The organism is Sphingobium sp. JS3065 (genome assembly GCF_026427355.1).
Classification (GTDB): Bacteria; Pseudomonadota; Alphaproteobacteria; order Sphingomonadales; family Sphingomonadaceae; genus Sphingobium.
This window is the reverse complement of the sequence record NZ_CP102665.1, coordinates 538,574-559,364: the sequence shown is the minus strand read 5'-3', so window position 1 is coordinate 559,364 and position 20,791 is coordinate 538,574. Positions and strand designations below refer to the sequence as shown.

The following is a 20,791-nucleotide window of genomic DNA, read 5'->3' as shown; positions in this document are numbered from 1 at the left end:
CGGACCTTCACGCCGATCATTTCGATTTGGGCACCACACTGATCTTGCCGCCCCGTTCCAGTGTGGCGCACGCCACATCGTCGACGGACGCATGCTGTTCCATGCGCAGGCCCTCCATCAAGTCGGCTTGGCTCAGATGATTGCGCTTGAGCGCCTCCTCATCCACCCTGCCATCCCTGATCAGCACGGTCGCGTCGCCCTTGAGCATATGGCCCAGGCCATGGTGGCGAACCGTCATCCAGGCGAACAGGCGGTAGAGGATCACCAGCAGCAAAGTCGCCGCCAGCGCGCCGACGAAGGGCGCGTTTCCCATCATGGCCCGGCTGATGTTCGAACCGACCACGATGGCCACTATGATATCGAGAGGGGAAAGATGCGCGAAAGCGCGGCGGCCCGCGATCCGGATGCACAATATGCCATAGAAGAAGAGAAGGAACGCCCTGGCGCATAGTTGCAGCGCCGAGGGTGTTCCATCATTCGGGCCAACGATTGAATATAACAGTTCCATCCTGTCGATGGCCATGGAAATGCGGACGACCGCCGTTCGGGTTCAGGGTCGATTGCCTATCTACCTACACACCCTAGGCGGTCACCAGCTTGACGGCGGATGGCTTTGCCGGAGGAAGCCCGCCTGCTTCCGCCTGTTTCATCAGTTCCTGCTTCCTTGCCAGCATCTGGTCGCGTAACGCCACCAGATCCACTCCGGCTCTGCGTGCCTGGGCGAACATGCCTTCGGAGGGACGCTCCTCCTCCCCGACATGATGCTTGATCTCTTCCGACAGCACGGTGACCTTCGCATCGTAGAAATCGGCCGACGGCGTGGCGGCGGCGATGTCGTTGACCAGCACCTTGGCGCCGTCATGCTCGACATAGGCTTCATCCAGCGTGTCTTCCTCGATCCTGCCGCGCAGGGCCGGATAGAAGATTTCTTCTTCTATGATCGTGTGAATCTTGAGTTCGTTGACGATCTGGGTGGCCAGCAATTGTCTCTGGCTGTCGCCGCGAGCCTTCTCGAACTTCTCGAAAAGCGCCTCTACCTTGCGGTGGTCCGCCTTCAACAGCGCTATTGCGTCGGTATATTTCTCTTCCGCCACGGCCCTTCTCCTCATTACCTCCCCTTATACTCGTGGCGCGTGATAGGGTTCCGCCAGCCGCTTTTCCGTCGCAACCGGCGGGCGCGACCTGCGTTTTACGGCACATGGAAAATGGCAAGGACAAGGGCGACGATGCCGGCGATCCCGCCGAAGGCGGCGGGACGGCCCTGCTGATCGTCGACATGCTCAACGACTTGAGGTTCGCGGAGGCGGAAAGGCTGAGGCCTGCCCTTCCGGCCGTGTGCGATGCCATCCTGACCCTTCGCGATGCGGCGGACAGGCGCGGCCTTCCTGTCCTTTACGTCAACGACAATTATGGGGATTGGCGATCCGACCGCGCGCAATTGATCGCGGAAATCCGCAGCCGATCCCCCGTGCCGGAACTGATAGACCGGCTCTGGCCGCGAGATGGGGATTATTTCATCGCCAAGCCGCATTTTTCGGGCTTTTACGCGACCGGCCTTCAGGCGGTGCTCCCTCGCATAGGAGTCAGCCGCCTGATCCTTACAGGTATCGTCACGGACATCTGCCTGCTGTTTACCGCCGCCGACGCGCACATGCGCAATTACGGACTATGGGTGCCGCGCGACACGACCGCCAGCATCGATATCGAGCGCCGGGATCGGGCGCTGAACATCATGGCCGAAGCGATGGCCGCCGATACCCGGAGCAGCGTTACCCTCATATAAGGGGGTGCGCTACAGCCATCCTTTTGCGCGATAAGCCTCTACCGTCGCCTTCAACCCTTGCTCGGTCGTCACGCTTGGCGCCCATAGCCGTTTCGGCGGCTGCTTGCGTTTCTTGGCCACCCAGTCGGGATGGCAGAAATAGCTTACCCGGTCGGGCGTCAGCTTGGCGTTCCTGCCGCGCACCAACCGGTCTAGCCGCGCGCCCAGACCCAGCGCCCAGGCCGGTGTCGCGAAGGTCCGCACCGGGCGACCCACTGCCCGGCCGATCGCCTGCGCGAAGTCCATATGGTCCCAGCCGCCCGGCGTGCCGTCATCCACCTCATAGACATGGGTCAGGCTCTTCATATCCTTCTCGACCGCCAGCGTCAGGAACAGCCGTGCCAGATCGCTCACCTCTATCACCGACAGCCGTCCGCCCGGCGGCATCAGCATGATCCCGCGCCTGGCCATGCGGAACAGTTCCAGCATCTCCCGGTCGCCCGGCCCGTAGATGGCGGGCGGGCGTATGATGGTCCAGTCAAGGCCGCTCGCCTTCACATGCCGTTCCGCCAGTTCCTTGGACCAGCCATAGTCGGACAGCCCCGGCTCCCGCGCCGAGAGGGAGGAGACATGGATCAGCCGCCTGACGCCGCGTTGCCGCATGGCGTCGACCACCGCCATGGTGCCCCGCGCGTTGCCGGTCTCGAAACCATCGCGGTCCGGCGCGTTCACCACGCCCGCGATATGGATCACCACATCGGCGTCGCGCACCAGCGTATTGAGCGCCGCCCTGTCCTCCAGCGCGCCGGGCACCCATTTCAGATGTGCGCGGGGCGGTTGCGCCCGGCGAGTGATGGCGGACACATGATGTCCCGCCGCCAGGGCCTGATTCAATGTCTCGGCGCCGACGAAACCCGTCGCGCCCGTCATGGCGATGCGCAGGGACATGGATCAGACCATCGCCATATGGTCGCGGTGGACCAGCACAGAGCGGGGCAGGTGCCCCAGCAGCGTTGCGATATCCTCGCTCCGCTTGCCCGCGATGCGCGCCGCTTCCTCGCTGTCATATTCGATGAGGCCGCGGGCGATCACCCGTCCGTCTTCCGCCAGGATGTCGACCACATCGCCGCGGGCGAAGATGCCCTCGATCCCCGCCACGCCCGCGGGCAGCAGGCTATTGCCGCGCCCCAGGGCAGCCTCCGCACCCGCATCCACCACGATGCGCCCGCGCACCGTCAGGCGGCCGGCCAGCCAGCCCTTGCGCGCCCCCTTGGCCTGCGCGGCGAGGAAGATCGATCCCTTCCCGCCATCGCTCCAATGCGACAGCGGCGAATCCACCTTGCCGGAGATGATCGCCAGATGCGCGCCCGCCCCCGTGGCGATGCGCGCCGCCTCGATCTTGGAGGTCATGCCCCCCGATCCCATGCCCGAAGCGGAGCCGCCGTCCGCCATCCCGGCGATTCGCGCATCGATGCGCTCGATTGTCTCTATCAGCATGGCGTTCGCATCGACATGCGGGTTGGCGGTGTAAAGCCCGTCGACGTCCGACAGCAGCACAACTGCGTCAGCCCGTGCCGCCTGTCCGATGCGCGCCGCCAGCCGGTCATTATCGCCGAAGCGGATTTCCGCCGTGGCGACGCTGTCATTCTCATTGACCACCGGCACGACGCCGAGCGCCATCAGCCGCTCCAGCGTGGCGGAGGCGTTGAGATAGCGGCGGCGATTTTCCAGATCGTCCAGCGTCACCAGCATCTGCGCGGCGGTGATGCCCTCTTCATGCAGCAGGCTCGCCCAGCATTGGGAGAGCGCGATCTGCCCCGTGGCCGCCGCCGCCTGTGCGTCCTCCAGCGAGCCGCGACCGCCCTTGGGCAGCTTCAACCGCCGCGCTCCCAATGCGATGGCGCCGGAGGATACGATGATGATCTGCTGTCCCGCCTTTTTGCGCGCCGCGACGTCCGCGACCAGCGTGCGCAGCCAGGCTTCGCGCACCTGTCCCTGCGGATCGACCAGCAGCGCGGAGCCGATCTTGATGACCAGACGGCGGATTTGGGAAGGGGGAAAGCCGGAGAGGGAAGCGGTCATCTACTTGTGCCTCCCCTCCCTTCCGGGGAGGGGGACTTTAGAGGGGGGACCATGTGGCTTCGCCGTCCTCTCCATCATCCTCAACATCCTCGCCGGGCTGGTCCAGCAGCGGTAGCACCGCGTCCATCAGCGCCTGTACGCCTTCGCCCGTCGCGCCCGAGATGATGAACACATCCACGTTCGCCTCGTCCCGAAGCTGCGCGGCGATATCTTCCATCAATTCCTGCCCCAGCAGGTCGCCCTTGTTCAGGGCCACGATCTGCGGCTTTTCATCCAGCCCGCCGCCATAGGCCGCCAGTTCGTCCTGCACGATGCGGAACTGTTCGACCGGATCGTCGCCGGTCGCGTCGATCAGGTGCAGCAGCACCCGGCACCGCTCGATATGGCCCAGGAAGCGGTCGCCGATCCCCGCGCCCTCCGCCGCGCCCTCGATCAGGCCGGGAATGTCGGCCAGCACGAATTCCCGGTCGCGGTGCAGCACCACGCCAAGCTGCGGCTTGGTGGTGGTGAAGGCATAGGCCCCGACCTTCGCCTTGGTATTGGTGACCTGATTGATGAAGGTGGACTTGCCCGCATTGGGCATGCCGACAAGGCCGACATCGGCCAGCAGCTTCAGCCGCAGCCACACCCACATTTCCTGCCCCGGCCAGCCCGTGCCATGCTGGCGCGGGGCGCGGTTGGTGCTGGTCTTGTAGGATAGGTTGCCGCGTCCGCCGTCGCCGCCGCGCAGCAGCATGATGCGCTGCCCTACCTCCGTGAAGTCGGCCAGCAGCTCCTGCTCATATTCCATGGTGCCGTCCTCATCCTCCGAACCCTCTATGGGCGTGGGATCGGACAGGATCTGCGTGCCCACAGGCACCTTGATGACCAGGTCATCGCCGCCCGCGCCATAGCGGTTCTTGCCCGCGCCGGGCATGCCGCGCTGGGCCTTGAAATGCTGGGTGTAGCGAAAATCGATCAGCGTGTTCAGCCCCGCCACCGCTTCGAAGATGATGTCGCCGCCCTTGCCGCCATTGCCGCCGTCCGGGCCGCCATATTCGACATATTTTTCGCGCCGGAAGCTGACCGCGCCGGGACCGCCCCAGCCGGACTTGATGAAAATCTTCGCTTGATCCAGAAAATGCATCGCGCGCCCATAGCGGTTTATGCGGCGGAATTAAACCCGCAGTTGGACGGTGATTGGCGGGACTTTCAGGAATGGGCGGGAAACGGAGCGATCCGCTTCCCGCCCGTGATGGTCAGGCCGCCAGCGCGGGCTGCGAATCCGCGTAAAGGTGGATGGACGAATCCGCCATCATGCGGGCGGCCTCGCCTTCCTCGAAGACCAGGCAGTCCGCCGCCGCGCCCCGGCCCAGGCTGAAGCGCTTCTCGATCCGTCCGGTGGGGCGGAAGCCGATCTTGCGCAGCACGTTGCCCGATGCCGGATTGTCGGCGAAATGGGCGGCGCGGACATTGCGGACCCCGGACGCCCGCGCCATGTCCATGACGGCCTGTGCGGCCTCCGTCGCGAAGCCCAGGCCCCAATAGGGGCGGGCAATCCAATAGCCCAGTTCCGCCGCGCCATCTTCGGCCAGGTGGATGTCGCAGCCGCCCACCAGGCGCGGCGCGCCCTTGGTGCGGCTGAAGGCCAGCAGGCGCGGCAGGCGCGAATCCTGCGGTAGGGCCAGAAAGGTCCGGGCATCGGCCTGACCATAGGGGGCCGGCGCGCGGGTCAGGTTACGCAGGACCGAAGGATCGCCGATCGCTTCGGCAAGGGCCGGCGCATCTTCCATCCAGCCGGGCCGCAGCAGCAGGCGGGGGGTACGGGCGAACATCGAAAGTCTCCTGTTTTCCCTCGTCAATGGCCGCGGAAAGTTACGGCTTGACGACGGTCTTCTCTGCTGGACTCCGCCTGCGTGACGCATGAGAAAGCGAGCGGTTCCAGCAGCTTGAGGGAAATGTCGGGGGAGACGCACTTTGAAATGAAAAAGGGGCGCTCCCGGATGGGGCGCCCCTTGTTTCCCTCGAACTCTGGCGGTGGCCTGTAAGCCGTTCCGCCAGGAGGATCGCCCCGATTGCGTGGGACGATCCGTCATCGATCGTCCGTTATTCGGCTGCTTCGGCCATCGCGTCGACCGACACATATTTGCGGCCGAGCTTGCCGGTGTGGAATACCACGCGGCCTTCGCCCAGGGCGAACAGCGTATGGTCCTTGCCCATGCCGACATTGCGGCCCGGATAGACGCGGGTGCCGCGCTGGCGAATGATGATGTTGCCGCCGATCACTTCCTGACCGCCGAACTTCTTCACGCCAAGGCGCTTCGATTCCGAATCGCGACCGTTGCGCGACGAACCGCCAGCTTTCTTATGTGCCATGACTCAAACTCCTCGTGACTTTGCTGCGGCTCAGGCGATCGACACGATCTTGAGGATCGTGTGATTCTGGCGGTGGCCGTTGCGGCGACGGTAGTTGTGCCGGCGGCGCTTCTTGAAAACGATGACCTTCTCGCCCTTCGCCTGCGCGATGATTTCGGCGGCGACGGTCAGCTTGGCCGCGTCCTTCACGTCGCTGCCTTCGCCAGCGAACAGGACGTCATCCAGGGTCACCTTGTCGCCAGCCTCTCCGGCCAGCTTCTCGACGACGATCTTGTCTCCGGCGGCGACGCGATATTGCTTGCCGCCCGTGCGCACGACTGCGAACATGGCTCTTCTCTTCTTGTTCAAATCTGCTTTACGCAGATCGTCGAGGGACAATGCCCTGTTGGACCCGCGCGGGAATGTGGCCCGCTACTGGAATGACTCGGCGATGTCAACCGGCAAGGGCCGCTTTCGGGGCTGGTTTTTCGGCCTGTCCGTTCCTATCTTGCGTTGCGGAAGGGATATCACCGCACATGACGCCGACGCCATACAGGAATGAAGCCGGGCCGGGCGGCCTGCTCTTCATCCTGTCTTTGTGGCTGTCGCTCGGCGTCGCGCTTCTCAGCGCGCTCGCGCCCCTGGGGCCGCCATCCAGCAGGCTCACCGGCTCCGCCTTCAACCCCGCGACCACCAGCGTCGTGCTGAAGGCCCGCGCCCACGCGGATCCGGTCCTCTTGCGAGTGACGGAGCCGGATGGCGATGGGCGGACGCGGCTGATGGCCCCCGCGATCTGGCTGTTGCCCGCGGCGCTGATGCCGCTGGCGGCTGTCCTGCGGGTCCAGCCGATCCGATTCGCTCCTTCCTTCCCTTCCCCGATTGCATTCCACCTGCTTTCCCGTCCGCGCGCTCGCGCGCCGCCCGCCTTTTCCTGACGCATCGCTCTCTGGCGGCCCCTTGCGGCCGCCGTCAGGAAAGAAGGAGCCTCCTCATGACTCGCGGAAGATCGCGTCGGCGCGACCCCGGTTCGTCCCGGCGGCGCCCGCCCCGGTGGTTCATGCCCGCCGTGCTGGCGGGACTGGGCGCGGCTGGCGCGCTGCTGTCGGCGGCCATGCTGGCTGTGGCTGAATGAAAATATGATAAGCCGCCGGTGGAGGGTGCGTTCCCACCGGCGGCCAGGGAAAGATACTGCATGCCCCATCACACGCCCCTGATCGGAACGATCGTAGCGGGCCTTGTCGTCGCCTTCATCATGGGCGCCATCGCCCATCGCCTGAAATTGTCGCCGCTGGTCGGCTATCTGGTCGCCGGGATCATCGTCGGTCCCTTCACGCCCGGCTTCGTGGCCGATGCCGGGTTGGCCAATGAACTGGCGGAAATCGGCGTCATATTGCTGATGTTCGGTGTCGGCCTGCATTTTTCGCTGCGCGACCTGTTGTCGGTGAAGAATATCGCGGTGCCCGGCGCGATTGGCCAGATCGCTGTGGCGACCCTGATGGGCATGGGGCTGGCGCATTATATGGGCTGGCCGCTGTTGGGCGGGTTGGCCTTCGGCCTTGCGCTGTCGGTCGCCAGCACGGTCGTCCTGCTGCGCGCCTTGCAGGGGGCGAATCTGGTGGATACCCGCCGGGGCCGGATCGCGGTCGGCTGGCTGATCGTGGAGGATCTGGTGATGGTGCTGGCGCTGGTGCTGCTGCCCGCGCTGGCCGGTGTGATGAACAATGCCGACGCGGCGGGCGGGGCCAATGCCGGTGCCTTGCTCGCACCGCTGCTGGGCACCTCGCTCAAGGTCGCGGGCTTCGTCGCGCTGATGCTCATCGTCGGGCGGCGGGTCATTCCCTGGGCGCTGCATTGGGTCGTCCATAGCGGATCGCGGGAGCTGTTCCGCCTTGCCGTCCTGGCCATCGCGCTGGGCGTGGCCTTCGGCGCGGCGGTGGCGTTCGACGTATCCTTCGCGCTGGGCGCCTTCTTCGCGGGCATGATCCTGGGCGAAACGCCCTTGAGCCGCCGCGCCACGGAGGAAACGCTGCCCCTGCGGGATGCCTTCGCGGTGCTTTTCTTCGTTTCCGTCGGCATGCTGTTCAACCCGTCGGTGCTGGTCGATCAGCCGCTTCCCCTGCTGGCCACGGTGGCGATCATCATCGTCGGCAAGTCCATCGCCGCCTTCGCCATCGTTCGCGCCTTCGGCCATCCCGGCGACACGGCGCTGACCATCGCGGCCAGCCTGGCGCAGATCGGCGAATTTTCCTTCATCCTCGCCTCATTGGGCACGGGACTGGGCGTCCTGCCCGCCGAAGCGCGCGACCTGATTCTGGCGGGGGCGATCGTGTCGATCTTCCTCAATCCGCTGATCTTCTCCCTGATCGTGCGGAGCAACAAGCGGGAGGAAGCGGAAAAGCTGCCGGAACAGCCGCGCATGGGCCATGTCATCCTGGTCGGCTATGGCCGGGTGGGCAAGCTGATCGGGCAGCGTCTTGCCGAACGCAAGGCGCATTTCGTGGTGATGGAGACCGATCCCGATCGCGCAGATGAAGCCGAGGAGGCGGGCCTGTCGGTCGTGCGCGGCAGCGCGTTGGAGGACCGCCACCTGCTCGCCGCCGGCATCTGCGAGGCGCGCCGCATGCTGATCGCGGTGCCGGAGGGGTTCGAAGGCGGGGCCATTCATGAACATGCGCGCCATTTGAACCCCGATCTCCAGGTCATCGCCCGGGCGCATTCGGACGCGGAGGTCGCGCATCTGGAGGGATTGGGCGTGCCCCATGTCGTGATGGGCGAACGCGAACTGGCGGCGAAGATGCTGGCCTTATGCGGGGCGGGATAGGCGCGTAAAGAAGGGCCGCTCCGTCCAGGAGCGGCCCTCCCATGTCAGCGAGGCTTGCGGGGGCCGGCCCGGTTGGGGCCGCCCTTGAACGGGCGCGGGCTGTGCGCGGGCGGGCGGGGACCGCGATCGCCATTGGGACGGCCCTTGCCCCGCGGTCCTTCGCGGCGGTTCTCGCGAGCGGCTTCGCGTGGCGCGCCCTCGACCTGCTCGAAGCCGACATCCGCGCCCTCGTCGCTGGCTTCTCCGGTCCGCTTCAATGCGCTGACGAAGCGCGAGGCGATGGCGCTGGGAATTTCGAACATCGTCTCATTGGCGGCGATGCGGATCGCGCCGATATCCTGCCGCGACACATGGCCGCGGCGGCAGATCAACGGCAATATCCAGCGCGGATCGGCGTTCTGGCGGCGGCCGATGTCCATGCGGAACCAGACCGTGTCCTCGAAACCCGGACGCGGCCCGTCGCGGCGCTGCGGCGCCTCGCTGGCGTCCAGCAGTTCCTCCGGCGCGGGCAGGGCGGCGCGGGCGCTCTTCACCAGCATCGCGGCGATTTCCTTGGCGGACTTCGCTTCCAGCAGTTCGGCGCCCAGCGCCCAGTCCTGCTCGTCCAGTTCGGCCCGATCCATCAGCTTTTCGCGCAGGCGGGCATTATCCTGTTCCTGGATCGCTTCCCTGCTGGGCGGGGTGCCCCATTCGACCGGGATCTTCGCACCGCGCAGCATGGATTCGACCCGGCGGCGGCGGGGGTAGGGGACGATCAGCACGGCCGTCCCCTTCTTGCCAGCGCGGCCGGTGCGGCCGGAGCGGTGCTGCATCGTTTCCGCATCGCGGGGCAGTTCGACATGGACGACGAGGCTGAGGTTGGGCAGGTCGATGCCGCGGGCCGCCACGTCGGTCGCCACGCACACCCGCGCCCGGCGGTCGCGCAGCGCCTGAAGCGCGTGGTTGCGCTCATTCTGGCTATGCTCGCCCGACAGCGCCACCGCAGCGAAGCCGCGCTCGGTCAGGCTGGCGTGCAGGTGGCGCACATTGTCGCGGGTCGCGCAGAACAGGATCGCCGTCTCCGCCTCATGATAGCGTAGCAGGTTGACCACGGCATTTTCGATGTCGGCGGGGGCGACGGTCAGGGCCTGGTAGCTGATGTCGCCATGGCCACGCTCGTCGCTGACGGTGGAGATGCGCAGCGCATCCTTCTGGTAACGCTTGGCGAGCGCCACGATCGGCTTGGGCATGGTGGCGGAGAAGAGCAGGGTGCGCCGTTCCTGCGGCGCGCCGTCGAGTATCTCCTCCAGATCCTCGCGGAAGCCCATGTCGAGCATTTCGTCGGCTTCATCCAGCACGACGGTCTTGAGGCCGGAGAGGTCCAGCGCCCCGCGTTCCAGATGGTCGCGCAGGCGGCCCGGCGTGCCGACGACGATGTGCGCGCCATGGCTGAGCGCCCGGCGTTCCTTGGAGGCGTCCATGCCGCCCACGCAAGTTGCGATGCGGGCGCGGGCCTCGCCATAGAGCCATTCCAGTTCGCGGCTGACCTGCAACGCCAGTTCGCGGGTCGGCGCGATGGCGAGCGCAAGAGGCTTGCCTGCTTGCGGCAGGCGGCTTTGTTCGCCCAGCAGTTCGCCCGCCATGGCGAGACCGAAGGCGACCGTCTTGCCGGAGCCGGTCTGCGCGGACACGATGAGGTCGCGGCCTTCGGCTTCGGGCTGGGTGACTTCGGCCTGCACCGGGGTCAGCTTTTCATAGCCCTTTCGCGTCAGCGCGTCGGAGAGGAGGGGAGGGAGGTGTTCGAAAGACATTATGTTTTCCATCGGTAAAAGGCGACCCGCCATTCCCGACGGATACTGAGAGACCTGATGCGCTACGGCCGTTGCCGGAGCCGGGGTGCAAGGTCACGCACCCCGAAGTTCACACCGTTCCGGGGGGGAGGGTGGGAAACTATCCAAACAAGAAGGCCGCCTTCCCCCGCAAAGAGGGAAGGCGGCCCCTTTATTGCTTATCCGCTAAGGGATCAGACCGAGGCGACTTCCGCCACGTCGACCTTCACGCCCGGACCCATCGAGGAGGACAGGGCGATCTTGCGGACATATTTGCCCTTCGAACCCGACGGCTTCGCCTTGACGATCGCGTCGACGAAAGCGTCGAAATTCTTGCGCAGATCGGCCTGGCTGAAGCTTGCCTTGCCCAGGCCAGCGTGGATGATGCCCGCCTTTTCGACGCGGAATTCGATCTGACCGCCCTTGGCGGCCTTGACCGCTTCGGCGACGTTCGGCGTCACGGTGCCCAGCTTCGGGTTCGGCATCAGGCCCTTCGGACCCAGAACCTTGCCCAGACGGCCGACCAGACCCATCATGTCGGGGGTCGCGATCACGCGCTGGAAGTCGATATTGCCAGCCTGGATCGATTCCAGCAGGTCTTCGGCGCCCACAATGTCGGCGCCGGCGGCGGTCGCGGCGTCAGCCTTGTCGCCACGGGCGAACACGGCGACGCGGACGTCCTTGCCGGTGCCCGCGGGCAGGGTGACGACGCCACGGACCATCTGGTCGGCGTGACGCGGATCGACGCCCAGGTTGATCGCGATTTCGACGCTTTCGTCGAACTTGGCGGTCGCGTGGGTCTTGATCAGGCCCAGCGCCTCATCGACGCCGTGCAGCTTTTCCTTGTCAACGGCAGCGGCCAGGGCCTTCGCCTTCTTCGTCAGCTTTGCCATGCTCTTAGCCCTCCACCACTTCGAGGCCCATCGCGCGGGCGGAGCCTTCGATGATCTTCGTCGCCGCGTCGATGTCGTTCGCGTTCAGGTCAACCATCTTGGCCTGCGCGATTTCGGCGAGCTGGGCGCGGGTGATCTTGCCGGCGACGACCTTGCCCGGTTCCTTGGAACCCGACTTCAGGTTGACGGCCTTCTTGATCAGATAGGTGGCGGGCGGCTGCTTCGTGACGAAGCTGAAAGAACGGTCCGCATAGACGGTGATGATGGTCGGCAGCGGGGTGCCCTTTTCCATCTTTTCCGTCGAGGCGTTGAACGCCTTGCAGAATTCCATGATGTTCACACCGCGCTGACCCAGCGCCGGACCGATCGGCGGCGAGGGGTTGGCGGCTCCAGCGGGCACCTGGAGCTTGATATAGCCCGTAATCTTCTTGGCCATTGTCACTCACTCTGTTGCTGGACGTGTCCGAAGACGCGCCCGGTTCAAGTTTAGCGGTCAGACGGCGACCCGAAGGACGCCTCCCGCATGATTTGGAGACGGGGTTTGCCCTCTCCCGCTGCGACTAACCTCGCCTTGCGGCTCGGTAAGTCTCGCTGCCCTCTCCCGCTTGCGGGAGAGGGAATTCTTACTTCGACAGTTCGACCTGTTCGAAGTCCAGTTCGACCGGGGTGGCGCGGCCGAAGATCGACACGGACACCTTGACCCGGTTCTTTTCGAAATCCAGTTCCTCGACCGTGCCGTTGAAGCTGGCGAAGGGGCCGTCCAGCACCTTGACGCTGTCGCCGATCTCGTAATCGACGCTGACCTTGTGCTTGGGCGCGGCCTCCGCTTCCTTCTGGGCGCCGAAATAGCGGGCGGCGTCCGCCTCGCTGATCGCCTGCGGCTTGCCGGAGGAACCCAGGAAACCCGTCACCTTGGGCGTGTTCTTGACCAGGTGATAGATGTCGTCGTTCATCGCCAGCTTGGCCAGGACATAGCCGGGCATGAACTTGCGCTCGACCTGCACCTTCTTGCCGCGCTTCACCTCTGTCACGGTCTCGGTGGGGACTTCCACCTGCTCGACCAGTTGGGAGAGGCCCATGCGCTCGGCTTCGGACAGGATCGATTCCTTGACCTTGTTCTCGAAGCCCGAATAGGCGTGGATGATGTACCAGCGCGCCATGTTACCGTCTCAAACTCCCGCCAATCAAAATCATCAGGCCTGACCGGCCGCAAAGGCCAGCAGCCATTGCACGATCGCACCGAAGAAGGTGTCGATGCCGAAGAAGAACAGGCCCAGCAGAGAGGTCATGATGACGACCATCACGCCGGTCATGATCGTTTCGCGGCCGGTGGGCCACACGATCTTCTTCCCCTCGGTCTGCACCTGATTGACGAATTCGCCCGGAGAAACCTTCGCCATCGCCCGCACCAAACCCTTCAAAACAACACCAAAGCGCGAAGCAACAGTCCGCCCTCCCGATCCCGCCCTGTTTGGCGTCCGGGGGTGCGGCCGCGCTCCGCGACCCATTCTTCGTTCAGCGCACTTAGCCGCGAAACCCTGTATATACAAGGCTTCGCGGCCAGTTCGCTTGGCAGGAGTGGAGGGACTCGAACCCCCGGCATTCGGTTTTGGAGACCGACGCTCTACCAACTGAGCTACACTCCTGCACTGGCCGGGGCCAGCGAAGGAGGGCGCTTTAGCGTGGCGGACCGGGTTGGGCAAGCGGGAAACTGAGAGCATGTTCCGATTGGATTGAATCGGAATATGCTTTCAGTTTTCTTTGCTTGCCGTGATTTCCGAGCCGTGAAATGGAACATTTCACTTGAAATCACTCTAGAGGAAATTTCCGCCCTTCATGATCCGTCGCACGCGGCCCTGCACGGGCATGCGGTGGAAGGGGGTGTTTCCGGCCTGGGCCGCCATTTTCTCCGAATCGACGATCCAGGGCGCGTCGGGGTCGACGAAGATCAGGTCCGCCGCGCTGCCCGGCGCGAAGCCGCCCGCGTCGACGCCCAATATCCGTGCCGGATTGGCGCTGAGCAGCGTCATCAGGCGGCAGAGCGACACATGCCCATCCCGCACCAGGTTGAGCGACAGGGCCAGCAAAGTTTCCGCCCCCGCCATGCCCGGCGCGGCATCGGCGAAGGGCAGGCGCTTGTCCTCTGGCCCGCGCGGGTCGTGGCTGGAGGTGATGACGTCGACCGTGCCGTCCGCCACCGCCGCGATGGAGGCCTTCCGGTCATCCTCCGACCGCAGCGGGGGCGAGAGGCGGGCGAAGGTGCGGAAATCCGTCACCGCATTGTCGGACAGGAAGAGATAGGCCGGGCTGATGCCGCACGTCACCTGCAATCCCTCCGCCTTGGCGGCGCGGATCAGGTCGAAGCCTGCTTTAGTGGTCACCAGACGGAAATGGATCGCCGCCCCGGTGGCGCGGGCCAGCATGATGTCGCGGGCGATGGCCATGGCTTCGGCGCAGGCCGGGGCGTGGGGCAGGCCGAGGCGGGTCGCCGTCTCGCCGCTGGTCGCGACGGCCTTGCCCGCGAGGCCGCTATCCTCCGCGTGGGTGATGACGGTGAGGCCAAGGCCGGAGGCATAGGACAACACGCGCATCATGACGCCCGAATCCGCGATCCATTGGCGGCCGGTGCCCACGGCCTTGGCGCCCGCCGCCTGCATCATGCCGATTTCGGCCAGTTCCGCGCCCTTGAGGCCCCGGGTGGCGGCGGCGATGGGGTGGACCCAGAAATCGGGTTTTCCGGCGCGAGTGGCCTGACGGATGAGGCCTGCGTCGTCCAGCGGGGAGGACTGGTCCGGCATCAGCGCGGCGCGGGTGATGCCGCCGAAGTGGAAGGCGGGCTTGTCGGTGGCGAACACGCCCAGGTCGATCAGGCCGGGCGCGACGACCAGCCCGGCGGCGTCGATGGTTTCGGCGTCCTGGGGCACGGCGATATCGCCTGAGGCGAGGATGCGGTCATCCTCTATCAGGATGATGCCGGGGGTCAGGTCTTTGCCTGTCGGGTCGGCCAGTTTGCCGTTGGTGATGGCGAGCTTCATTGCGAGTTCCCCCTGCCTTGCGTTTCGGGATGGGGCGGGAGATGGATCCCCGCCTTCGCGGGGATGACGGGGAAGGCGGGGACGATGACGGGGTGTGTGGGGATGGTATGGGTCATCATGCCCAGCCCTCCACGCCGCGTGCGCCTCTGGTCAGCACGTCGAGGCAGGCCATGCGGATCGCGACCCCCATTTCCACCTGTTCGGTGATGGCCGAGCGGTCCGGATGGTCCGCCACCACGCTCGAAATCTCGACGCCCCGGTTCATGGGACCAGGGTGCATCACCAGCGCATCGGGCCTGGCGATGGCCAGCCGTTCCGGGGTCAGGCCGTAGAGCATGTGATATTCGCGGGGGGAGGGGATGAATGCCCCGTCCATCCGCTCATTCTGGAGGCGCAGCATCATCACCACGTCGGCGCCCTCCAGCCCCTCGTCCATGCGGGTGTAGGGCGTCGCGCCCAGCATCTCCACCTCTGGCGGCATCAGCGTCGGCGGCGCCACCGCCCGCACCTGCGCGCCCAGGGCGGCCAGGCAGAGCATGTTCGACCGCGCCACCCGGCTGTGCAGCACGTCGCCGCAGATCGCGACGACCAGCCCTTCGAACCCGCCCTTGCGCCGCCGGATGGTCAGCGCGTCGAGCAGGGCCTGCGTCGGGTGCTGGTGCCAGCCGTCGCCCGCGTTCAGCACCGGGCAGTCGACCTTGTCCGCGATCAGCGCCACCGCGCCGGAACTGGCGTGACGGATGACGATGACGTCGGCGGCCATGGCGTTCAGCGTCATGGCGGTGTCGATCAGCGTCTCGCCCTTCTTCACGCTGGATGTGGCCGCCGCCATGTTGACCACGTCCGCGCCCAGCCGCTTGCCCGCAATCTCGAAGGACAGCAGAGTGCGCGTGCTATTCTCGAAGAAGGCGTTGATCTGGGTCATGCCCGCCAGCCGGTCATCATGCTTGCGCGCGCCATTGCGGTTGCTTTTCGCCCAATGTTCCGCCTCGTCGAGCAGGAAGCGGATTTCCCAGGGCTTGAGGTCCGCGATGGACAGCAGGTGCCGATGCGGAAACAACGCCCGGCCACTCAGGTCAGGCGAGGCGGATGGAACGATGATGTCGGGCATGAACTGACCCTTTAGGCGAGGGTGGGGGAGAGGGCAAGTATGCTCCCCTGGCTCGCCATCAAGTTGGCGCTGGGCCGCCGAGTGCCTCGGCGGCACCCACCCCCAACCCCTCCCTGGAAGGGAGGGAGGTCTTAACCCCGTCCGAACCACCGTCCCAGCAGCGCGCCGTCCTTCATCACCGCCCGCGCCGCATTGTGCCCCGGCGCGCCGGTCACGCCGCCGCCCGGATGCGTGCCCGCGCCGCACATGTACAGCCCCTTCAACGGCCCGCGATAGGCCCCATGGCCCAGCACCGGCCGCGCCGCCCAGAGCTGATCCAGCGTCATGTTGCCATGCATGATGTCGCCGCCGACCAGGCCGAATTTTCGCTCTAGATCGAGGGGCGAGAGGATGTCGCGCGCGATCACCGACTGCGCGAAGCCCGGCGCGTAAGCATCCACCGTCGCGACGATATGGTCCGCCGCCGCCTCCCGCTCCTCGTCCCAACTGCGTCCATCGGGCAATTGCGGCGCGAATTGCTGGCAGAAGAGGCTCGCCACATGGGAACCCGCGGGCGCCAGGCTATCGTCCACGGTCGAGGGGATCAGCATCTCGACGATGGGTTCCTTCGACCAGCCGTCCCGCTTCGCGTCCATATAGGCGCGGTCCATATAGTCCAGCGTCGGGGCGATGACGATCCCCGACTGGTGATGCTCGCCCACGCCGGGCAGGCAGGTGAAGTCCGGCAGCGCCGACAGCGCCACGTTCATGCGGAATGTGCCGGAGGCCGTCTTGAACCCTCGGATGCGCTTCAGGAAATCCGGCGGCAGGTCGCCGGGGTCCATCAGCCGTTCGTAAAGCAGCTTCGGCCCGACATTGGCGATGACGGTCCTGCCCATCACCTCCTCCCCGCCTTCCAGCCGGACGCCGACGGCCCGCGACCCGTCGACCAGCACGGACGCGACGGGCGCCTCCAGGCTGATCTCCACGCCCAGGGCGCGCACCACCTGCGCCATGATCCGGGTGATCGACCCCATGCCGCCGACGCTATGGCCCCAGACGCCCTTCTTCCCGTTCACCTCTCCGAAGACGTGGTGCAGCAGCACATAGGCGCTGCCCGGCGCATCGGGAGAGGCATAATTGCCCACCACCGCGTCGAAGCCGAAGGCCGCCTTCACCGCATCGCTCTCGAACCAGCCGTCCAGGAAACCCCGCGCCGATTTGGTGAACAGGTCCAGCACGTCGCGCTGCTGCTCCAGCGACAGTCCGCCGATCCGCCGCCCCTGCCGCAGAGCGGCCATGACCATCGCCAGCCCGTCGCCCGCATTGGGCGGTGGCCGTAGCGTCATGTCGCGCAGCAGGTCGGCGACGACCTCCAGCGCGTCATAATAAGCGGGGAGGGTGGCGGCGTCCTTCGCGCTGAATTTGGCGAATTCGGTCTGGGTGCGTTCGAGGCCGCCGCCCAGTTTCAGATAGCGGCCGTCGGGTTGCGGCAGGAAATTGCTGACCGGTCGTTCCAGCACGCGATAGCCATGTTCGGCCAGCGCCATGTCGCGGATAACCCTGGGGTGGAGCAGGCTGACGGTGTAGCTGGCCGTCGAATTGCGGAAACCGGGGTGGAATTCCTCCGTGACGGCGGCCCCGCCGACGATGGCGCGGCGTTCGAGGATGCGCACCTTATATCCCGCTCGCGCCAGGTAGAAGGCGCAGACCAGGCCGTTATGCCCGCCCCCGATGATGACCGCGTCATAGCGTTTCGTCATGCGGCCCGGCTCCATCCGGTCGTCGCATGAAGCCGATCCGGTCGAGATATATGTCGGAAGCGATATTGGGCCACAGCCTGGAATAGGTCCAAAGCCGTTGCCGCTCATCCCCCAGATGCGGTATGCGCGGCAGGAAATGCCGACAGGCCTGCCCCGAAAGACAGGTCGAAGGCTTTCCATCACTCTCCATCATCGCCCCCGCCGTTAAATTTATACATATGTATAACAGAGGCGGCCCACCGACAACAGGGGGCGAATGAAGTCCTGGGAAGGTTATCGGGTCCTTTCCGCCGCAGCGCCGTAGCGCCGGGCCAGCACGGCGCAGGCCATCAACTGGATCTGATGGAACAGCATCAGCGGCAGCAGGATCGGCCCGACCGCGCTGGCCGGGAACAGCACCCCGGCTATCGGCACGCCCGTCGCCAGGCTTTTCTTCGATCCGCAGAATTGCAGCACGATCGCATCCTCCCGCGCCAGGCCCAGCAGCCGCCCCAGGGCCAGGGTGAAGAGCAGCACGGCGACCAGGATCGCGATGCACAACCCCGCCAGCAGCAACAGTTCGTCCCGCGAAACCTGGTGCCACAATCCCTCGACCACCGCCGCGCTGAAGGCGGAATAGACCACCAGCAGGATCGACCCGCGATCCACCCGGCCCAGCATCGCCCTGTGCCGGTTGACGAAGCCGCTGATCCACGGCCGCGCCAGATGCCCGACGATGAAGGGCAGCAGCAGTTGCAGCAATATGTCTTCGACCGAGGATAGCGAGATCAGATTTCCCGTCCCGATCCTTTCCATCAGGCCAGCGACCAGCAGGGGCGTCAGCACGATGCCCAGCAGATTGGAAAAGGACGCGCTGACCACCGCGGCGGCGACATTGCCCCGCGCAATCGCGGTGAATGCGATGGAGGACTGCACGGTGGAGGGCAGCAGGGTCAGGAACAGCAATCCCGCCCGCATGGAGGGTGGAATGGCCCCCACCTGCTGCGTCGCTAGGCCGATCAGCGGAAAGACGGCGAAGGTCGTCCCCAATGTCGCCAGATGCAGTTTCCACGCCCTGGCCCCGCTCCAGATCGCCTCTCGCGACAGCTTGGCCCCATGCAGGAAGAAGAGCAGGACGATCCCCGCATCGGCGGCGGCCCCGGCGATGCGGGCGGCATCCCCCCGCGCCGGCAGGAAGGAAGCGAGCGCCACCGTGCAGACCAGCAGCAGCAGGAAAGGGTCCAATATGTCGCGCAGCCGTCGCATGGTCCGGCTTTAGGCAGGAAGGTCGGGAAAGGATAGACGTAGCTGCACGGATCGGCCAACAGTCGCCGCAATCGCAGCAAGCAGGGAGAGTCGGGTCGTGAGTGAAGGGATCGACATCGTCGAAAATCAGGGCGTCATCGAAATCCATATCGACCGGCCCGACAAGAAGAATGCGCTGACTTCAGCGATGTACCGGGCGATGACCGCAGCCCTGGCGGACGCATCGGCGCGCGACGAGATCGGCGTCGTGCTGTTCGCCGGGAAGGGCGACGCCTTCTGCGCGGGCAACGACCTGAAGGATTTCATGGCGGGGCCGCAGGGCGGGGAAGCCGCCTTCGACTTCATCCGCGCCATCGCCGCCTTCGACAAGCCGGCGGTCGCCGCCGTCCAGGGGCTGGCCGTGGGCGTGGGCACGACCATGCTGTTCCACTGCGACCTGGTCTATGCGGCGCCCGACGCGCGCTTCATAGCCCCCTTCGTCAATCTGGGGATCGTGCCGGAAGCGGGTTCCAGCCTGTTGGGACCAGCCATATTCGGCTATGCCAAGGCGGCGTCGATGCTGCTTCTGGGCGATCCGGTGGATGCGCAGACCGCGGACCATGCGGGCTTCGTCACGGCGATCGTTCCGGCCGACAGCCTGCTGGAGCATGCCCGGCGCAAGGCGGCCCTGCTGATGACCAAGCCGCCCCAGGCGCTGGCCGCCACGCGCAGGCTGATGAAGGGCGATCCGGCCGTGCTGTCCGAGAGGATCGAGGAGGAAGCGCGGCTGTTCAGGGAAACGCTTCAGTCGGAAGAGGCGCAGGAGGCCTTCGCCGCCTTTTTCGAGAAGCGCCAGCCGGTCTTCCGGCGTTAACGCTTCCCGAACCGGATTTCGCTGACGATGACGGCGGCGACCACCAGCGCGCCGCCCAGCAGGGCGATGGCGGGCAGGCGGTCGCCCGCGACCCAGCCGATCAGGCCCGCCCAGACCGGCTCGCCCGCATAGATCAGCGTCGCCCGGGTCGCCGACACGCTCTGCTGCGCCCAGTTCATGACGAATTGGATCAGCGCCGTCATCAGCCCCAGGCCGCAGGCCGACAGCAGCACCGTCCAGGAAAAGGGCGGAATCGCCTCCCCCGCCGGAACCATGCAGGCGAAGGCGAGGAGGGAGGCCACGGCCAGTTGGATGAACGTCACCCGCGCCACGTCGACGCGGCCCGCCCACAGGCTGATGAAGATGATCTCCAGCGCGATGGCGAGCGTGCTGATCAGCGTCAGCGCCTCTCCCTGGCCCAGCGACAGCCCGTCCTTCGGCGCGGCGATCAGCAACAGGCCGGCGAAGGCCAGCGCCACGCCCGCCCAGCTCGCCAGCCGGGGCCGCCTGCGCAGGATGATCCATTGCAATATGGGGACCAGCGGCACATAGGCGGCGGTGATGAAGGCCGAAGTGCTGCTGGCGATGGTCTGCAAACCCCATGTCTGCAACGAATAGCCGGTGAAGATGCCGCACCCGATCATCGTCCCGGCCAGCCATTCGCGCCGGGTGACGCCGCGCAACAGGGGCAGAGCGAACGGCAGCGCCATCAGCGCCGCGGTGCCGAAGCGCAGCCCGACGAAGAACAGCGGCCCGCTGTGCCGCATCGCATGGTGGACGATCAGGAATGTGCCGCCCCACAGCAGGGTTATGCCGATCAGCGCCAGTTCCGGACGCCCGATCATCAGTCGGGAGGGGGTTTCGGAGGTCGCGCCATGCATGCCGCCGCTGGTGCTGCCGATGGCCGCTCAGGTCAAGCGCCGTGCTTCCATGCCGGTCGATGCTGCCCGATGGCGCGCCCGCGCGTTGGAACCATGGCGCACAAAAGCCCCATTGTTCGCAAGGCGAATCTTAACCTTGTTAAATGCGTCGGCGTTCCGGACCCACTAGTGGTTTCCTTTCGCCTGCCTTTCGAGCGGGCGATTGAAGCATGCTGAAAGGGCTT

At 65.9% G+C, this 20,791-nt stretch carries 24 protein-coding genes and 1 tRNA gene; 5 read left to right on the top strand and 20 right to left on the bottom strand.

Annotation, left to right across the window (positions count from 1 at the left end; translation table 11 throughout):
* Positions 1-16: 16 nt before the first annotated feature.
* Positions 17-508, bottom strand: a complete 492-nt coding sequence (locus tag NUH86_RS19910; protein WP_267252248.1) for a DUF421 domain-containing protein — start codon at positions 506-508, stop codon at positions 17-19.
* A gap of 73 nt (positions 509-581) precedes the next feature.
* Positions 582-1,094: a hemerythrin domain-containing protein gene (locus tag NUH86_RS19905; RefSeq protein WP_267252247.1), complete on the bottom strand. Its 513-nt coding sequence runs from the start codon at positions 1,092-1,094 to the stop codon at positions 582-584.
* A gap of 104 nt (positions 1,095-1,198) precedes the next feature.
* Between NUH86_RS19905 and NUH86_RS19900 the strand changes: the two genes are divergently transcribed.
* Positions 1,199-1,783, top strand: a complete 585-nt coding sequence (locus NUH86_RS19900; RefSeq protein ID WP_267252246.1) for a cysteine hydrolase family protein — start codon at positions 1,199-1,201, stop codon at positions 1,781-1,783.
* 9 nt (positions 1,784-1,792) lie between these two features.
* On the opposite strand, the gene NUH86_RS19895 is transcribed toward NUH86_RS19900, so the two are convergent.
* The 6 genes from NUH86_RS19895 to rplU all read right to left on the bottom strand — a co-directional run bounded on the left by NUH86_RS19895 (position 1,793) and on the right by rplU (position 6,526).
* Positions 1,793-2,710: an NAD-dependent epimerase/dehydratase family protein gene (locus NUH86_RS19895; protein ID WP_267252245.1), complete on the bottom strand. Its 918-nt coding sequence runs from the start codon at positions 2,708-2,710 to the stop codon at positions 1,793-1,795.
* 3 nt (positions 2,711-2,713) lie between these two features.
* Entirely contained in the window at positions 2,714-3,844 is a 1,131-nt protein-coding gene (gene proB / locus NUH86_RS19890) for a glutamate 5-kinase (protein WP_267252244.1), read from the bottom strand.
* 37 nt (positions 3,845-3,881) lie between these two features.
* The gene (gene obgE, locus NUH86_RS19885; protein ID WP_267252243.1) at positions 3,882-4,970 is read right to left on the bottom strand and encodes a GTPase ObgE; all 1,089 of its coding nucleotides are present in this window, start codon (positions 4,968-4,970) and stop codon (positions 3,882-3,884) included.
* 112 nt (positions 4,971-5,082) lie between these two features.
* Positions 5,083-5,658 carry a GNAT family N-acetyltransferase gene (locus tag NUH86_RS19880; RefSeq protein ID WP_267252242.1) on the bottom strand — a complete coding sequence of 192 codons (576 nt, stop codon included), beginning with the start codon at positions 5,656-5,658 and terminating at the stop codon, positions 5,083-5,085.
* 271 nt (positions 5,659-5,929) lie between these two features.
* Positions 5,930-6,199, bottom strand: a complete 270-nt coding sequence (gene rpmA / locus NUH86_RS19875) for a 50S ribosomal protein L27 (protein WP_007683600.1) — start codon at positions 6,197-6,199, stop codon at positions 5,930-5,932.
* Between the two features lie 30 nt (positions 6,200-6,229).
* Positions 6,230-6,526, bottom strand: coding sequence for a 50S ribosomal protein L21 (gene rplU, locus NUH86_RS19870; protein ID WP_133654605.1), 297 nt, complete (start codon positions 6,524-6,526; stop codon positions 6,230-6,232).
* Positions 6,527-6,714: 188 nt separating this feature from the next.
* Between rplU and NUH86_RS19865 the strand changes: the two genes are divergently transcribed.
* Genes NUH86_RS19865 through ybaL form a run of 3 tightly spaced genes read left to right on the top strand, consistent with a single transcriptional unit; the run spans position 6,715 to position 8,999 of the window.
* A complete protein-coding gene (locus NUH86_RS19865) occupies positions 6,715-7,113 on the top strand; it encodes a hypothetical protein (RefSeq protein ID WP_267252241.1) in 399 nt (132 codons plus the stop codon).
* 56 nt (positions 7,114-7,169) lie between these two features.
* Entirely contained in the window at positions 7,170-7,310 is a 141-nt protein-coding gene (locus NUH86_RS19860) for a hypothetical protein (protein ID WP_267252240.1), read from the top strand.
* A gap of 60 nt (positions 7,311-7,370) precedes the next feature.
* On the top strand, positions 7,371-8,999 hold the full coding sequence (gene ybaL / locus NUH86_RS19855) for a YbaL family putative K(+) efflux transporter (protein WP_267252239.1): 1,629 nt from the start codon (positions 7,371-7,373) through the stop codon (positions 8,997-8,999).
* Between the two features lie 44 nt (positions 9,000-9,043).
* On the opposite strand, the gene NUH86_RS19850 is transcribed toward ybaL, so the two are convergent.
* The 11 genes from NUH86_RS19850 to NUH86_RS19800 form a co-directional block, all read right to left on the bottom strand.
* Positions 9,044-10,789, bottom strand: coding sequence for a DEAD/DEAH box helicase (locus NUH86_RS19850; RefSeq protein WP_267252238.1), 1,746 nt, complete (start codon positions 10,787-10,789; stop codon positions 9,044-9,046).
* A gap of 212 nt (positions 10,790-11,001) precedes the next feature.
* Positions 11,002-11,700, bottom strand: a complete 699-nt coding sequence (gene rplA / locus NUH86_RS19845; RefSeq protein WP_267252237.1) for a 50S ribosomal protein L1 — start codon at positions 11,698-11,700, stop codon at positions 11,002-11,004.
* Positions 11,701-11,704: 4 nt separating this feature from the next.
* The gene (gene rplK, locus NUH86_RS19840) at positions 11,705-12,136 is read right to left on the bottom strand and encodes a 50S ribosomal protein L11 (RefSeq protein ID WP_007709087.1); all 432 of its coding nucleotides are present in this window, start codon (positions 12,134-12,136) and stop codon (positions 11,705-11,707) included.
* 187 nt (positions 12,137-12,323) lie between these two features.
* A complete protein-coding gene (nusG, locus tag NUH86_RS19835) occupies positions 12,324-12,860 on the bottom strand; it encodes a transcription termination/antitermination protein NusG (protein ID WP_037451561.1) in 537 nt (178 codons plus the stop codon).
* Between the two features lie 33 nt (positions 12,861-12,893).
* Positions 12,894-13,100 carry a preprotein translocase subunit SecE gene (secE, locus tag NUH86_RS19830; protein ID WP_267252236.1) on the bottom strand — a complete coding sequence of 69 codons (207 nt, stop codon included), beginning with the start codon at positions 13,098-13,100 and terminating at the stop codon, positions 12,894-12,896.
* Positions 13,101-13,270: 170 nt separating this feature from the next.
* Positions 13,271-13,346, bottom strand: a tRNA-Trp gene (locus NUH86_RS19825).
* Positions 13,347-13,514: 168 nt separating this feature from the next.
* Complete coding sequence (locus NUH86_RS19820) at positions 13,515-14,735, bottom strand: dihydroorotase (RefSeq protein ID WP_267252235.1); 1,221 nt, start codon at positions 14,733-14,735, stop codon at positions 13,515-13,517.
* Between the two features lie 115 nt (positions 14,736-14,850).
* On the bottom strand, positions 14,851-15,846 hold the full coding sequence (locus tag NUH86_RS19815) for an aspartate carbamoyltransferase catalytic subunit (RefSeq protein WP_267252234.1): 996 nt from the start codon (positions 15,844-15,846) through the stop codon (positions 14,851-14,853).
* Between the two features lie 131 nt (positions 15,847-15,977).
* A complete protein-coding gene (locus NUH86_RS19810) occupies positions 15,978-17,588 on the bottom strand; it encodes a phytoene desaturase family protein (protein WP_267252233.1) in 1,611 nt (536 codons plus the stop codon).
* The gene (locus tag NUH86_RS19805) at positions 17,572-17,781 is read right to left on the bottom strand and encodes a hypothetical protein (protein ID WP_267252232.1); all 210 of its coding nucleotides are present in this window, start codon (positions 17,779-17,781) and stop codon (positions 17,572-17,574) included. The genes NUH86_RS19810 and NUH86_RS19805 overlap by 17 nt, the downstream gene beginning before the upstream one ends.
* An 80-nt stretch (positions 17,782-17,861) precedes the next feature.
* Complete coding sequence (locus NUH86_RS19800) at positions 17,862-18,833, bottom strand: bile acid:sodium symporter family protein (RefSeq protein WP_267252231.1); 972 nt, start codon at positions 18,831-18,833, stop codon at positions 17,862-17,864.
* A gap of 97 nt (positions 18,834-18,930) precedes the next feature.
* On the opposite strand from NUH86_RS19800, the gene NUH86_RS19795 reads away from it, so the two are divergent.
* Entirely contained in the window at positions 18,931-19,686 is a 756-nt protein-coding gene (locus NUH86_RS19795; RefSeq protein ID WP_267252230.1) for an enoyl-CoA hydratase, read from the top strand.
* Here NUH86_RS19795 and NUH86_RS19790 read toward each other — a convergent pair.
* A complete protein-coding gene (locus NUH86_RS19790) occupies positions 19,683-20,567 on the bottom strand; it encodes a DMT family transporter (protein ID WP_267252229.1) in 885 nt (294 codons plus the stop codon). The two genes, NUH86_RS19795 and NUH86_RS19790, sit on opposite strands and share 4 nt — an antisense overlap.
* Positions 20,568-20,791 lie beyond the last annotated feature (224 nt).